At 74.1% G+C, this 14,785-nt stretch carries 11 protein-coding genes; 5 read left to right on the top strand and 6 right to left on the bottom strand.

All coding sequences use genetic code 11. The features are described 5' to 3' along the window. Nucleotides 1-69: 69 nt before the first annotated feature. Nucleotides 70-1,581: an MFS transporter gene (locus tag ACI790_RS07940; protein WP_456569248.1), complete on the top strand. Its 1,512-nt coding sequence runs from the start codon at nucleotides 70-72 to the stop codon at nucleotides 1,579-1,581. A 119-nt stretch (nucleotides 1,582-1,700) separates the two neighbouring features. Then, nucleotides 1,701-2,741 (top strand): YihY/virulence factor BrkB family protein, encoded by a 1,041-nt coding sequence (locus ACI790_RS07935; RefSeq protein ID WP_456569247.1) that lies wholly within the window; start codon nucleotides 1,701-1,703, stop codon nucleotides 2,739-2,741. 83 nt (nucleotides 2,742-2,824) lie between these two features. Here ACI790_RS07935 and ACI790_RS07930 read toward each other — a convergent pair whose 3' ends face one another. Then, entirely contained in the window at nucleotides 2,825-3,532 is a 708-nt protein-coding gene (locus ACI790_RS07930; protein ID WP_456569246.1) for a hemerythrin domain-containing protein, read from the bottom strand. A gap of 126 nt (nucleotides 3,533-3,658) precedes the next feature. On the opposite strand from ACI790_RS07930, the gene ACI790_RS07925 reads away from it, so the two are divergent. From ACI790_RS07925 to phaZ, 3 genes are all read left to right on the top strand, one after another. Next, nucleotides 3,659-4,840 (top strand): acyl-CoA dehydrogenase family protein, encoded by a 1,182-nt coding sequence (locus ACI790_RS07925; protein WP_456569245.1) that lies wholly within the window; start codon nucleotides 3,659-3,661, stop codon nucleotides 4,838-4,840. 117 nt (nucleotides 4,841-4,957) lie between these two features. Beyond that, nucleotides 4,958-6,721, top strand: coding sequence for a PHA/PHB synthase family protein (locus ACI790_RS07920; RefSeq protein ID WP_456569244.1), 1,764 nt, complete (start codon nucleotides 4,958-4,960; stop codon nucleotides 6,719-6,721). Continuing rightward, nucleotides 6,705-7,529 (top strand): poly(3-hydroxyalkanoate) depolymerase, encoded by an 825-nt coding sequence (phaZ, locus tag ACI790_RS07915; RefSeq protein ID WP_456569243.1) that lies wholly within the window; start codon nucleotides 6,705-6,707, stop codon nucleotides 7,527-7,529. Before ACI790_RS07920 ends, phaZ begins: the two co-directional genes overlap by 17 nt. Before the next feature lie 9 nt (nucleotides 7,530-7,538). On the opposite strand, the gene betT is transcribed toward phaZ, so the two are convergent. From betT to ACI790_RS07890, 5 genes are all read right to left on the bottom strand, one after another. Further along, nucleotides 7,539-9,521 carry a choline BCCT transporter BetT gene (gene betT / locus ACI790_RS07910; RefSeq protein WP_456569242.1) on the bottom strand — a complete coding sequence of 661 codons (1,983 nt, stop codon included), beginning with the start codon at nucleotides 9,519-9,521 and terminating at the stop codon, nucleotides 7,539-7,541. Nucleotides 9,522-9,575: 54 nt separating this feature from the next. After that, entirely contained in the window at nucleotides 9,576-10,604 is a 1,029-nt protein-coding gene (locus ACI790_RS07905; protein ID WP_456569241.1) for a hypothetical protein, read from the bottom strand. Continuing rightward, a complete protein-coding gene (locus tag ACI790_RS07900) occupies nucleotides 10,601-13,234 on the bottom strand; it encodes a putative bifunctional diguanylate cyclase/phosphodiesterase (RefSeq protein WP_456569240.1) in 2,634 nt (877 codons plus the stop codon). The genes ACI790_RS07905 and ACI790_RS07900 overlap by 4 nt, the downstream gene beginning before the upstream one ends. A 403-nt stretch (nucleotides 13,235-13,637) precedes the next feature. Then, nucleotides 13,638-14,495, bottom strand: coding sequence for a hypothetical protein (locus ACI790_RS07895; RefSeq protein ID WP_456569239.1), 858 nt, complete (start codon nucleotides 14,493-14,495; stop codon nucleotides 13,638-13,640). Then, nucleotides 14,485-14,709: a hypothetical protein gene (locus tag ACI790_RS07890; RefSeq protein WP_456569238.1), complete on the bottom strand. Its 225-nt coding sequence runs from the start codon at nucleotides 14,707-14,709 to the stop codon at nucleotides 14,485-14,487. Before ACI790_RS07890 ends, ACI790_RS07895 begins: the two co-directional genes overlap by 11 nt. Nucleotides 14,710-14,785 lie beyond the last annotated feature (76 nt).

The raw sequence follows: 14,785 nt of genomic DNA, 5'->3' as shown, positions 1-14,785 counted from the left end.
AGAACCACACGAGCCGGTCGTGCAACCGCGCCGTCCGGGCGCAGCGACCGCCGTGATTGCATCACTGGCGTGTCCGACCCCACAGCCGCTCCGGCGGCCCGCCCGGGCTCGGGCACCCGGCCTGCGGTGCTCGTCCTGGCGCTCTCGCTGGGTGTCACCACCCTCTCGCTCCTGCAGAGCCTCGTCGTCCCGTCGCTCGGCCGGATCGAGGACCAGCTCGGCGTCTCCGCCGGCGCGGCCGGCTGGGTGCTGACGGCGAACCTGCTGGCCGCCGCCGTCCTCACCCCGGTGCTGGGCCGGCTCGGCGACCTGAAGGGCGAGCGGCCGGTCATCCTCGCCATCCTCGCGGTCGTCGCGCTCGGCACCCTGCTGGCCATCGTGACGACGTCGCTGCCGGTGCTGCTGGCCGCCCGGGTGCTGCAGGGCGCCTCCTACGGGCTCTTCCCGCTCTCGATCAGCGTCCTCCGGCGGGAGCTGCCGGAGGCGCGGCTGAGCGTCGCGATGTCGGTGGTCAGCAGCACGCTGGCCGTCGGCGGCGTCGCCGGCCTGGTCGCCACCGGGCTGCTCACCGGCGACGACGGCGACTACCGGCACCCGTTCTGGATCGGCCTCGGCGTCGCGCTGCTCGCCCTGGCCCTGGCTGCCTGGCTGCTGCCCGCCCGCCCGGTCCCCGGCCACGGCCGGGTCGACTGGTGGGGCGCGATCGTGCTCGGCGCCGGCCTGGTGCTGCTGCTCCTGCCCCTGTCCCAGGGCCACAGCTGGGGCTGGGCGTCACCGGCCACGCTCGGCTGCCTCGCCGCGGCGGTCGTCGTGCTGGCCGGCTGGGTCGCCCTGCAGCGCCGCACCACCCACCCCCTGGTGCGGCCGGCGATGCTCGCCGATCGGCGCACCGTCGTGCCCAACCTGGCCGGCCTGATGACCGGCATCGCGCTGTTCGCCTCGTTCCTCGCCGTCCTCCAGTACGTGCAGTCACCCCCGGAGGTGACCGGCTACGGGTTCGGCGTGGGTGTGCTCGAGGCGGCGGTGGTCTACCTGCTGCCCGGCGGGGTGCTCGGGATCGTCGTCGCACCGTTCGCCGGGCGGGTGGTCACCCGCTTCGGGGCGCTGCCGACGCTGGTGGCCGGTGCGCTGTCCGGGGTCGCCGGCTTCGCCGTGCTGGCCGGCCTCCGCGCGGAGCCGGCGTGGGTGATCGTCGCCGGGGTGCTCACCCAGCTCTCGGTCACCGTCGCCTACGCCGCCCTCCCCGCACTGGTGGTCGACGCCGTCGAGGAGGAGGAGACCGGCGTGGCGAACGCGGTGAACTCCATCGCCCGGTCCACCGGCCAGGCCCTGGGCAGCACGCTCGCCGTCACGCTGATCGCCGGCAACCTGGACCCCACCACCGGGCTGCCCCGCGCGATCGCCTTCACCCTCGTCGCGCTGATCGGCGTGGGGGCGTCCGCGGTGGTGGTCGCGGTGGCCCTCCTCGGCATGCGCGCCGACCGGCGCAGCGGCACCCGGCACCGCCCCGAGCGGCTGGCCGACGTCGAGCAGGCCACCGCCGGCGCCGGCGAGTGGTCGCCGGTGTCCGGCATCCGCTGACCGGCGCCGCCCGGCCGCCGGCCAGGTGCGACCGAACCGTTACCGGCGGGTCCGGCATGGAACACGGCCGACCGGGGCATCGGAGACCCGACCGTCACCGCTTCCCGGAGGACTTCTACATGTCCCGACCCACCGGCTCGACCGGCCACACCACGGCGGGCAAGCGTTCCGCCGGCAACGGCGCCGAGCACGACCCCGCGCCGAACGACGACGTCGTCAACGGCACGCGGGCCGACAAGGCGCCCACGGGCGCCGATCCCGGCACCGGCACGGGCGACACGCTCAAGCGAGCGGCCAAGGAGTTCAGCGAGGACGGCCTCACCGACTGGGCGGCGTCGCTCACCTACTACGGCGTGCTCGCGCTGTTCCCCGCCCTGACCGCCCTGGCGGCGATCGTGGGCCTCTTCACCACCCCGCAGCAGCTCACCGACGCGTTGACCGCGGTGGTGCCCCAGTCCGCGGCGGAGACCCTCAACCCGGTCATCCAGGACATCGCCGGGCAGAGTGCGCCGCTGGGCTTCGCGCTCGTGCTCGGCCTCGTCGGTGCGCTCTGGACGGCGTCGGGCTACGTCGGCGCCTTCACCCGCGCGGCGAACGTCGTCTACGAGACGCCGGAAGGCCGCAAGATCTGGAAGCTCAAGCCGCTGCAGCTGCTGATCACGCTGATCGGCATCCTCTTCGCCGCGCTCATCGTGGCGATGCTCGTGCTCAGCGGCCCGGTGGTCGACGCCATCGGGCAGGCCATCGGCCTGGGCGACACCGTCCTCACCGTCTGGAGCTGGGCCAAGTGGCCGGTCATCCTGGTGATCCTGGCGCTGATGATCGCGGTGCTCTACTACTCGACCCCGAACGTGAAGCTGCGCGGGTTCAAGTGGGTCAGCCCCGGTGCCGGCGTCGCGATCCTGGTGGCGGTCATCGCCTCGGCGCTGTTCGCCTTCTACGTGGCCAACTTCGGCAGCTACAACGCCACCTACGGCGCACTGGCCGGCGTGGTGATCTTCCTGATCTGGTTCTGGCTGATCAACCTGGCCCTGCTCTTCGGCATCGAGCTCGACGCCGAGATGGAGCGCACGAAGGAGCTGAAGGACGGCGTGCCGAGGGCGGACAAGGAGATCCAGCTCGACGCCCGCGACGACCCGAAGCCCCAGCAGACGACGTAAGCACGACGCACGAAGGTCGAAAACCCCCTCCCGATGCGGGAGGGGGCCTTCGACGTGTCCGGGGCCCTGGCGGGCGGAGCCGCTCAGCGGCTGGTCGGTGGCCGGTCGCCCGTGCGCGAGAGCGGCACCCGCTCCACCAGGCCCGCGACGGCGGCCAGCCCCTGGCTCACCGCCCGCCCGGCCGGGACGAACCGGTCCGGCGCGCGGCGCACCCCGGCGTCGACGACGTCCCGCGTGCGGTCGATCAGCGACAGCGGCAGGCCGGAGAGCGCGTTGCCCGGCGGGCGCCGGGAGACGGTGGGGTGCGGTCGGGTGGGCGAGATCCGCGCCATGAGCGCCCAGCGGCGGCCCAGCGCCCGGAGCTCCTCGGGGCCGAGCCGCTCCTGCAGCCGTGGGAAGAGCACGTCCTCCTCGTCCCGGACGTCCTCGCGCAGCACCTCCACGAGACGGGCCAGCCGCGCCGGACGCTCCGGGGAGTCCAGCCCGTCCCGCTCTAGCGCGCTGACCAGCTCGTTGACCTCCTGGTGCTCCTCCTCCACCTGGCGGGTGAGGGCGTCGCCGTCGGGCAGGACCCGCCGGATGACCGGCCACAGCACCGTCTCCTCGGCGAAGGCGTGGCTGAACACGAGCCGCTCGATGCGCTGCAGCACCTCCTCCTGGTCGGCGCCGGTGACGCCGTCGAGCTCGTGCAGCATGCGGTCGAGCTGCATGTGGTCGCTGCGCTGGCGGACCAGCACGCTGCCGCGACCACCCAGTTCCTCGACGGTCTGGTCGGCGATGGATCGGGGCACAGGACACCTCCGGGTCTCGAGTTCGCACGGTGTCTGCCCGGATGCCCGGTCACGCATGCCTGGTTGCGCCCAGGGCGCCGGGGTACCTGGGTGCCACAGTCCGCAGCGCCTGGAGGCAGCACCCACATGAGCGACCGGTCGATGATCACGTCCGACTTCTACGACCTCGAGGCCCTCCTGGACGACGACGACCGGGCGCTGCTGCACCGCGTTCGCGCGTTCATGGACGAGCAGGTCGAGCCGATCATCAACGAGTACTGGACGCGGGCGGAGTTCCCGCGCCACCTCATCCCGGTCATGGCCGAGCTGGGCATCGCCGGCGTCTCGATCCAGGGCTACGGCTGCCGGGGCGGCTCGCCGCTGCTCGATGGGATGATCGCCATGGAGCTGTCCAAGGGCGATCCGTCGATCGCCACGTTCATGGGGGTCCACGGCGGGCTCGCCATGGGCTCCATCTACCTCTGCGGGTCCGAGGAGCAGAAGGAGCGCTGGCTGCCCGCCATGGCCCGCATGGAGCTGATCGGCGCGTTCGGGCTGACCGAGCCCGAGCACGGCTCCGACGTCGCCCGCGGGCTGCAGACGACGTGCCGGCGGGACGGCGACTCCTGGGTGCTCGACGGCGAGAAGAAGTGGATCGGCAACGCCACGTTCGCCGACCTGATCATCATCTGGGCCCGGGACGTCGAGACCGAGCGGGTGCTCGGCTTCGTCGTCGAGCAGGGCACGCCGGGCTTCACCGCGGTGGACCTCGAGGACAAGATCGCGCTCCGCGTGGTGCAGAACGCGCACATCACGCTCGAGGGCGTCCGCGTCCCGGAGGAGAACCGGCTGCAGGAGGCCCACAGCTTCCGGGAGACCGCCGACGTGCTGCGGATGACCCGCGCCGGTGTCGCCTGGTCGGCCGTGGGCTGCTCCCGCGGCGCCTACGAGCACGCGCTGCGCTACGCCATGGGTCGGGAGCAGTTCGGCCAGCCGATCGTGGAGTTCCAGCTCGTGCAGGACCTGCTGGTGCGGATGCTCGGGAACATCACCGCCTCGGCAGCGATGTGCGCGCGGCTGTCACGCCTGCAGGGGGCCGGGGAGATGACCGACGAGCAGGCGTCGCTGGCGAAGGCCTTCTGCACCATGCGGATGCGCGAGACCGTCGGCTGGGCCCGCGAGCTGATGGGCGGCAACGGGATCCTGCTGGAGAACCACGTGGGCCGCTACGTCGCCGACGCGGAGGCCATCTACTCCTACGAGGGCACCCGCGAGGTGAACACCCTCATCGTCGGCCGGGGCGTGACCGGGTCGAGCGCCATCGTCTGACGGCCTCGGCGCACAGCCTGCCGGACCCCGGCCGCTGTGGTTCAGTGGGGCAGGTCACAACCGCGCCCCGGGGGACGGCGCCGTCGTCTCCCCGGGCCGCGTCGAAGGAGTTCACCGATGGCCCAGCCCGCGACCGAACCGGCCCGCACCGCCTCCACGCCCGCGCAGGGCAAGCCCGACACCGCTCCGGCGGCCGGGGCCCCCGAGGAGGCGGCCGAGGCGGCCATGGGCCTGGACATGGTGCTGGTCGACGCCGCCCGCGGCCCCCTGCGCCGGCTGGTCCCCCCGGCCGGCACCGCCCTGCGGTTCGGCTCCTCGCTGGCGCGGCAACCCGGCACGGTCGCCCGCCGGGCCGGGGAGCTCGCCCAGGAGCTCGGCCGGATCACCGTGGGCCGCTCCGAGCTCGCCCCCGGCAAGAAGGACAAGCGGTTCGCCGATCCCGCCTGGACGGGCAACCCGCTGCTCAAGCGGGCCATGCAGACCCACCTCGCCACCGCCCGCACCGCCTGGGAGCTGATCGAGGACGCCGACCTGGACTGGCAGGACGACGAGCGGATCCGGTTCACCGCCACGAACCTCGTGGACGCGCTGGCGCCCAGCAACGTCCCCGGGCTCAACCCGGTGTCGCTCAAGGCGGTCATCGACACCGGCGGGGCGAGCGCCGTCACGGGTCTGCGGCGGTTGGTGAAGGATCTGTCGAAGCCGCCCCGGGTGCCGACGATGGTCGAACCCGACGCCTTCACGGTCGGGGAGGACCTCGCGGCCACGCCCGGTGCGGTCGTCTTCCGGACCGAGGTGTTCGAGCTGATCCAGTACCGGCCGACGACGGAGACCGTGCGTGCGCTGCCGCTGGTCATGGTGCCGCCGACGATCAACAAGTTCTACATCGCCGACCTCGCGCCGGGTCGCAGCATCGTCGAGCACTACGTGTCCGCCGGGCAGCAGGTCTTCATGATGTCGTGGCGCAACCCCGACGAGCGGCACGCCGACTGGGACCTCGACACCTACGGGCAGGCGGTCATCGACGCGATGGACGCCGTGGAGCGGATCACCGGCCAGGAGCAGGTGGCGCTCCAGGCGTTCTGCTCCGGCGGGATCATCACCGCGATGGTGCTGGCCCACCTGGCCGCCACGGGGCGGCAGGACCGGGTCCGGGCCGCCAGCTATGCGGTGACCGTCCTCGACTGGAACCGGGCCGGCACCATGGCGGCGCTGATGGACGAGGAGGCGGTGGAGGCCGCCACCGAGCGCTCGCGGAAGAAGGGCTACCTCGACGGGGCCCAGCTGGCCGAGGTGTTCGCCTGGCTGCGGCCCAACGACCTGGTGTGGAACTACTGGGTGAACAACTACCTGCAGGGCAAGCCCCCGCCGAACTTCGACATCCTGTTCTGGAACGCCGACACCACGCGGATGACCGCCGGGCTGCACCGGGGCTTCATCGACGTGGCGTTGAAGAACGCGCTGACCCAGCCGGGGGCGTCGAGCATGCTGGGCTCGCCGGTGGACCTGTCGGCGATCACGGTGGACAACTACGTGACCGCGGGGATCGCCGACCACATCTGCCCGTGGCAGGCGTGCTACCGCAGCACGCAGCTGTTCGGGGGCGAGAGCCGGTTCATCCTGTCCACCAACGGCCACATCGCCTCGCTGGTCAACCCGCCCGGGAACCCCAAGTCCACCTTCCAGGTGGCGGAGTCCACCCCGCCGGACCCGGACCGCTGGCTGCGGCAGGCCGAGACGACCAAGGGCTCCTGGTGGCCGGACTTCATGAGCTGGCTGGGCGAGCGGGCCGGCGACGAGGTGCCGGCGCCGACCGAGCTCGGCGGGAACGGCCTGGAGGTCCTCGCCGAGGCGCCGGGGACCTATGTCTTCGACAAGTAGGCCCGAGCTCGTCCGCAGCCTGACCATCGGCGGCCGGACGCTACGCGTCGCCGTCCGGCCCGGCGACGACGACGCGGTGCCGCCGCTGCTGCTCATGAACGGCATCGGCGCCAGCCTGGAGGTGCTGCAGCCGTTCGTCGACGCCCTCGATCCCCGGCGCACCGTCATCCGGTTCGACGTGCCGGGCGTGGGTGGCTCCCCGAAGCCCGTCGTCCCGTACGTGCTTCCCACGCTGAGCCCGGTGGTGGCGGGGATGCTCACCCGGCTGGGGTACGACCAGCCGGTCGACGTCCTCGGGCTGTCGTGGGGCGGTGGCCTGGCCCAGCACTTCGCGGTGCAGCACCGGCGCCGGTGCCGGCGGCTGGTGCTGGCCGCGACGGCGACGGGCTCCCTGATGGTCCCGGCCCATCCCCGGGTGCTGGCCCGCATGCTGACGCCGCGCCGGCACCGCGATCCCGAGTACGCCCACCGGATCGCCGGGCACATCTACGGCGGCACGATGCGGACCGAGCCCGAGCGCGCGGCGGCGGCCCTGCACACGCACACCCGGGTGGGGCCACGGCGCGGCTACTACTACCAGCTGGCCTCGAGCACCGGCTGGAGCAGCCTGCCGTTCCTGCGGCTCATCCGGCAGCCCACCCTGATCGTCGCCGGCGACGACGACCCGATCATCCCGGTGGTGAACGCGCGGGTCATGGCGCGGCTGCTGCCCGACGCGCAGCTGCACGTCTACCGCGGGGGGCACATCGCGCTGGTCACCGAGGCCGACGAGCTGGCCCCGGTGATCGAGCGGTTCCTCGACGCCTGACCCGGGAGCTCAGACCGAGCGCGACCGGGCCGCGAGGTGCTCCTCGTACTTCTGCAGGACGTCGTCGATCAGCTGGGCGTGCGTGTAGTTCATGACGTCGTAGCCGGCGACGGGCCCCCGGTCCTCGGGGCCGAGGTGCACGTCGAGCCGCGTGTCCGCCCCGTCGGCCGGCCGGCGGGGCGAAGGGCCGGCCTGGATCCGGTAGCGGAAGGGCGGCTCGCCGTCCACCTCCGCCGTCAGTTCCACCGAGCGTCCGCCGTGGTCGTCCACGAACCAGCGCGTCTCGGCCGTCAGGTCGCGCGCCCGGAGCTCGGCCGCCGCCTCGCCCAGGGCCGGCCGGGCCGTCTCGGTGAGGTACTGCGCGACCCGCTCCCGGCCGGTGGGCACCGGCCGGCGGCGGCGGCGCAACCGGTCCCGGCGCCGGGCGGCGGGACGGCGCGAGGGCAGCACCCCGTGCCGGACGGTGGCCCGGTCGGCCTCGTTCCGCAGCGCCCGGTACAGCCCCACCATCACCAGCACCATGACGAAGCCGAACGGCAGCCCCATGATGATGGTCGCGTTCTGGAGCGCGGGCACACCGCCGACGACGAGCATCGCCGCGGTGAGCACACCGGTGACGACCGCCCAGACGATCCGGACCCCGGCGGCCGCGTCGTCCTGCGGCCGCTTCAGCCGGGACGACAGGTTGGCCATCACCAGGGCGCCGGAGTCGGCGGAGGTCACGTAGAAGAGCAGCCCGACGAACGTGGCGATCGAGGCGATGAACGGGAAGGCCGGGTACTCGGCCAGCAGCGTGTAGAAGCCCCGCTCGGGGGTGTTCATCGCCGTCTGCCCGAACGCGGCGTCCCCCTGCCGGATCCGGTCGATGGCGCTGTTCCCGAAGATCGACACCCACATCAGGATGTAGCTGAACGGCAGGAGCAGCGTCCCGGCGACGAACTGGCGGATGGTGCGTCCCCGCGAGATGCGGGCGAGGAACAGCCCGACGAACGAGGCCCAGGCGATCCACCACGCCCAGAAGAACAGCGTCCAGCCGTTCAGCCACTCGTCCGGCCGGTCGTAGGCGAAGGTCTCCATGGTCCGGCCGGGGAAGCTGCTCACGAAGTCGCCGACGTTGAGCACCAGGCCGTTGAGCAGGAAGGCGGTGTTGCCGGTGACGAGGATGAATCCGGCCAGGCCCAGCGCGAGCACGACGTTCAGCTGGGAGAGCCGCTTGATCCCCCGGTCCACCCCGCTGACGGCTGAGACCGTCGCCACGGTCACCGCGAGCGCGATCAGCCCGAGCTGCGCGGCGCGGCCCTCGGGGATGCCGAAGAGCACCGACAACCCGTAGTTCAGCTGCACGACGCCGATGCCCAGCGAGGTGGCGACGCCGAAGATCGTGCCCAGCACGGCCGCGACGTCCACCCCGTCGCCCAGCGCGCCGTGCACGCGCCGGCCGAACACCGGGTAGAGCACCGAGCGGACGGCCAGCGGCATGTTCATCCGGTAGGCGAAGTAGGCCAGCGCCATCCCCATCAGGGCGTACATGCCCCAGCCGTTGAGGCCGTAGTGGAACAGCGTCCAGACCGTGGCCTCGCGGGCGGCGTCGACCGTCTCGGCCTCGCCCACCGGCGGCGCCAGGTACTGGGTCACCGGTTCGGCGACGGCGAAGAACATCAGGTCGGTGCCGATCCCGGCGGCGAACAGCATCGACGCCCAGGCGAAGGTGCTGTACTGCGGGGCGGAGTGCTCGGGACCGAGCTTCACCCGCCCGTACCGGGAGAACGCGATGGCCAGCACGAAGACGAGCACGGCCGTGGCGAAGGCGATGTAGAACCAGCCGAACCACTCCGACGTCCAGCCCACCAGCGAGCCGATGGTGCCGGCGGCAGCGGTCGGGGTCAGCACCGCCCAGAGCGCGACGGCGAGGACGCCGGCGACCGATCCGTAGAAGACCCGGCGCTTCAGGCCGCCACTGTCCTGCTCACTGCGTCCGCTGTCCTCGTCCACCGGGCGGATGGTGGCATACCCGGCCGCCCTCGGCAGGGTGACCGGGGCCGCCGTTCAGCGCGCGGGGCCGCTCCGGCGGGGGGTGAAGGTGCGCCGGATCCAGCTCCAGCGGTCGGGGGTGCGCTCGGCGTCCAGCAGCTCGGTCGCGGCCAGTGCGCGGTCGACCACGTGCTGCGCCGGCGCCTCGAACGGCCGCAGCGTCCGGCCGTCCGGGGTGCGCAGGCTCTCCACCGCCCGCACCAGCGACCCCCCGGAGGCCTCGACCGCGGCGGCCACGGCGGCGGGCTCGACCCCCAGGTGCTCGCCGAGCAGGCGGCGGGTGCGCGAGATCGCGACGTCGACGTCGGTCAACAGCGGCTCCACGCCGTCGGGCCAGCACGGTCCGACCTCCTCGACCGGCTCCAGCCGCCGGCCGGTGCCGCTCTCCCACCGCTCGCGGGCCAGCTCCCCCAGGGCCCGGGCGGCGGGGCCGGAGACCAGGCTCGTGACGTCGTGCCACGGGCCGGTCGGGCGCCGCGACGTCGGCCGGTGCCGGTGCCGGTGCCGGTGCCAGTCGGCGTGGTCCGAGGTGTCCCACCGGTCGGCCGTGACGTCGATCCCGCCGGCGAAGGCGAAGCAGTCGTCGACCACGACGATCTTCTGGTGGTGCGCGGCGCCCAGCGGATGGTGGTGGTCGACGGCGAACCGGAGCCGCTCGTGCGTCGCACGGCGGAGCAGCGGCACCGGGAGCACGCCGCGCCGCAGCGACTCCAGCATGCCCATCCCCCACTGCAGGACGCCGATCTCCAGGTCGGGGGTTGCCCGGACGGCCGCCTCGAGCACCCGGCCGAGCCGGTCGTCCCGCGCCCGGCCGGGCGTGCGCGGATCCAGCCGGATCCGGGGTTCGAAGTCCCAGCCGAGGAACAGCACCCGGCGTCGCGCGTGCAGGACCGCCTGCTTGAGGGCGGCGAAGTAGTCGGCGGCGTCGACGAACACCGCGTACCGGTCCGCTCGCTCGATCCGCCAGCAGGTCTCGCCGGGCGCCAGGACGCTGTCCTGCCCGGTCGACGGAATCGTCGCCCCCGCACCGTCCGGGTCGATCACGCCGGGAAGTGTGCCTGCTGGCGCAGCAGCAGCGCACCGGCTTCCGCAGCCGGCATCGGGCGGTGGAGCAGGTAGCCCTGGGCCCGGTCGCAGGCCTGCGCCCGGAGGCGGGCGAGCTGCGCGGGCTCCTCGACGCCCTCGGCGACGACGGTCAGCCCGAAGGTGTGCGCCGCGCGGATCATCAGGGCCACCAGCTCGCGGTGGGACGGCTCGGTGGACGCTACGAAGCTCCGGTCGATCTTGAGCGTGTCCACGGGCATGTCCCGGAGCTGCCCGATGGAGGTGTAGCCGGTGCCGAAGTCGTCGATGGCGATCCCCACGCCCATGTCCCGCAGCTCGGTCAGGTGGTCGTAGGCCACCGGGTCGTCCACGAGGACCGTCTCGGTGACCTCGAGGACGAGCAGGTGGGGCGGCAGCCCCGAGGCGAGCAGCGCGTCGGCGACGTCGGTGACCACGCGGGGGTTGGCCAGGTGCCGGCCCGAGATGTTGACCGCCACCGTCGGCTCCGACTCCCCCGGCGCGGCCGGGGACGCGGCCCGCCACGCGGCCCGCCACGCGGCCAGCTGGCGGGTCGCCTCCTGCAGCACCCACCGGTCGATGTCGCTGATGAGGCGGGAGTTCTCCGCCACCGGGACGAACCGGTCGGGCGGGACCAGGCCGGCGCCCGGCCGCTGCCACCGGACGAGCGCCTCGAGGCCGGCGACCCGGCCCGAGACCACGTCGACGACCGGCTGGTAGTGCAGCAGCATCTCGCCGGTCGCCAGGGCGTGCGAGATGGCCGCCTCCAGCTCGGCGCGCTCGTGCAGCTGCTGCCGGAGGGCCTCGTCGAAGATCTCCGCCCGCCCGCGACCGTGGGCCTTGGCCCGGTACGCCGCGGTGTCGGCCTCGGCGAACAGCACGTCGGCGTCCGTGCCGCCGTCCCGGCTGACCGCCACGCCGACGCTGGCGCCGACGCGCACCTCGACCGTCCCCGTGGCAATGGGTTCGCTGATCGAGGCGATCAGCCGGTCGGCGAGCTCCAGCAGGTCGCGCTCCTCGCGCACCGGCTCCACGAGCACGACGAACTCGTCGCCCCCCAGTCGGCAGACGACGTCGCCCGGCCGGACGGCGGCGCGCAGCCGCCGGGAGACCTGGCGCAGCACCTCGTCGCCCGCCGCGTGGCCGTGGCCGTCGTTGACGGTCTTGAAGCCGTCGAGGTCGATGAAGAGGAGCCCGGTCATCTCGCCGGACCGCCGGCCGCGGTGCAGCGCGGAGGTGACGAGGGTGAGCGCCTGCGCGCGGTTGGGCAGCGCGGTGAGCGGATCGTGGGTCGCCTCGTGCGCGAGGGCGAACTGGAGCTCCTCCCGCTGGCGCACCGAGTGCACGATCTGCTGCACCGACGCGTGCACCACCTCGCCCAGCGGGCCGGGCAGCGGCTGGTCGAGGAGCGCGTCGTCGAGGTCCCCGCGGGCCACGGCCTGCGCCTGCGCCTGGATCCGGCGCAGGCCGGCGACCGCGGACCCGAGGGCGGAGGACACGGTGCGCACCTCGCGCGGCCCCGCCACCTCCACCTCGACGAGGCAGCCCTCGCTGATCTTCGTGGCCTGACCGGCCAGCAGGCGGAGCGCCCGCGCGACGCTGCGGCCGAGGAAGTACGCCCCGAGCCCGGAGCCGGCCAGCAGGGCCGCCCCGACCACCAGGATCATCTGCAGCCGGTCGCCGGCGCGTTCCCGGTCGGCGGAGACGAGCTGCTCCGCCTCGTCGACCGCCGCGTGCACCAGCCCGGTGAGCAGAGCGCTGCGTTCCTGACCCTCGACCAGCAGCGGCAGCAGCTCCGCGACCGGGAGACCGGGGGCGTCCCCGGTCACCCCCTCGGCCAGGAGCGTGTCGACCCGCGCCACGACGGCGGAGGTGCGGATGTCCTCCCAGGCACGGCGCAGCGGCTCCGAGGACAGGGTCTCCATCTGGCGCTGGGCGTCGACGTAGTCCAGCCAGGACGTCTGCCACGCGGTGCGCGAGCCGATCAGCCCGTTCCCGGCGTCGACGAGCGTCGACCCCAGGAAGAGCGGCATCTGCCGGCCGACGGTCTGCGCCAGCCGGGCGATGGTCTGGGCGTCCTGGACGGCCCGCAGCGTGGCCTCGGGAACCCCTTCGGCGGTCGCCGCGGCGGCCGCCGAGGCCTGCGCGTGCATCAGGTCGTTGGAGACGTCCAGGTAGTTCAGGTAGACGGCCTCGATGTCCAGCCGGTGGGCGGCGTCGTCCGCCCGGACGGCCGCCAGATCCTCGACGGCCTGCGCGGCCGCCGCCGCGCCCACGGAGCCGGCCGGCACCCGGGCCAGCGCCTCGTCGGTGACCGCCCGCGCCCGCTCCGCCGCGTCGATCGCGGTCTGGCGCTGGGCGGCCAGCAGGAACTCCGGCAGACCCAGCGCGGCGGCGGTCCGGGCATCACCGATGACGTGCAGCGAGAGGACCGGGACCATCTCCCGCTCGACGCCGCTGCGTGCCGCATCCAGCAGGGCGAGCGTGCGCACCGCCTCCTCGGCACGGGCGGCGCCGGCGGCCTCGACCGCCCGGGCCTGCGCCAGCGCGCCGGCCAGGACGACCACGCCGGCCAGCGGCAGCAGCACGAGCGCGGTCAGGTACCGCCACAACGGCGCACCGCGCCGGTGTGCACGCCGCACTGCCCCGGAGATCCGCACGATCTCGTATCGGCAGCCCGGGACGGCGCTTGAGACCCCACCCTCCCCCCAGGTGTGAGAGGACCGTGCGGCGCGGCCTCCCAGGGAACGCACCGCCGGCCACCGGCGGAATGTCAGACCCCTCCGCCACCCTCGGGGCACACCCCGACCGAGGAGACCAGTGATCGCCACGCCCGCCCGTCCCGACCGCTTGGGAACCGTCGGCCTGCCGCCCACCGGGCCGCGCCTGCCGGCGCGGTTGCGCCGCCGCCCCGTCCTCGTGGTGCCCCCCAGGCTGGACGACGCCGCGCGCCACCCGTGAGCGGGCGGGGCCGGCGGCGTCCGTCCCCTCCGGTACCGCGGGTCCACGACGCCCTCAGCGGGCAGGGGCGCTGACCAGGTGGCAGCCGGTGGAGCCGAACTCCTCGACGGCGAAGCCCAGCTGCCGCAGCAGGGTCCCGACGGCGGCGGTCATCGTCCGCTGCACCGCCGCGTCCATCGCCGCGCCGCGCACCTGCCGCAGGCTCATCCGGTCGTGCTGGCGCCACGCGACGAGGACGCCCGCGCCCGTCGGGTGCGGCGTCAGGCAGACCCCGCCGACGGCGCCGCCGGCCGGGTCAGCGCCCTCGCAGTCGTGCAGCGGCAGGCCGGCCTCGATCAGCGCCGCGGCGACGTCGACCGCGAGGGTCGTCAGGACGTCCTCGTCGTCCTCCATGAGCGGGTCCCAGTCCGCGGGCAGGTGGTCCAGCTGGCGCCCCAGCTCGGCGAGCCACCCCCGTTCCTGGGCCGACTGCCGCCGGACCACGCCCCCGTCGGCGCGCCGGGCGCCGTGCACGACCTCCGCGGTGCCGGGCAGGTCCGCGGCGAACAGGGCCCAGTCGGCGTCCAGCCGGTCGCCGAACGGCCCGGCCACCGCCATGCCCCCGGGCTCCTCCACCAGCCACCAGCCGGTGGCCGACGGCCCGTCGGTGAGATGACGGCCGGCCGGGTGGGTCGCCAGGCCGACGGCGGTCCGCTCCGCGACCGGCTGCCCGGCGCCCGCCCCGTCGGCGGCACGGACGGCACCGGTGCGCGCGGGCTGCTGCGCAGGGGCGGCCGCCCGCTGCTGCTGCTGCACGCCGTTGCGCTCGAACTCGTACCGCGCGGTCGAGCTGGCCCCCAGGGCGACGACGACGGCGATCAGCGCGCAGCAGCCGATCAGCGGTGCCACGACGGCCATCAGCTCACCAGGCACGCCATGCTCCCTGCGGGCCCGCGCCCCAGGACGACGCCCGGCGCGACAACTCCTGGACACGGGCGCTCCACCCCGGCCCCGGCATGCCGGCGCTCGCGGGAACGGCGACCTCCTCGTCCACCATCAGGTCGAGCAGCAGGGCCAGGGCCTCGCCGTCGGGCACCTCCCGGACAGAGGTGGACGGCTCGTAGGGCGGTACCGCAGTGGCGTGCACAAGGACTCCTCGCAGGTCGTGCTCCGCGGCTGGGGAAGCGCCGCCGACGACCCGAAGGCTAGGTCCGGCGACGGGG

It is taken from the genome of Blastococcus sp. SYSU DS0539, from assembly GCF_054050855.1.
This window is presented reverse-complemented; position numbering and strand designations above follow the sequence as displayed.

Bases quoted from the DNA above. Each gene is read 5' to 3' on its own strand.
- ACI790_RS07935 (WP_456569247.1), top strand. From the start codon at position 1,701: ATGTCCCGACCCACCGGCTCGACCGGCCACACCACGGCGGGCAAGCGT.
- phaZ (WP_456569243.1), top strand. From the start codon at position 6,705: ATGTCTTCGACAAGTAGGCCCGAGCTCGTCCGCAGCCTGACCATCGGC.
- ACI790_RS07925 (WP_456569245.1), top strand. From the start codon at position 3,659: ATGAGCGACCGGTCGATGATCACGTCCGACTTCTACGACCTCGAGGCC.
- ACI790_RS07920 (WP_456569244.1), top strand. From the start codon at position 4,958: ATGGCCCAGCCCGCGACCGAACCGGCCCGCACCGCCTCCACGCCCGCG.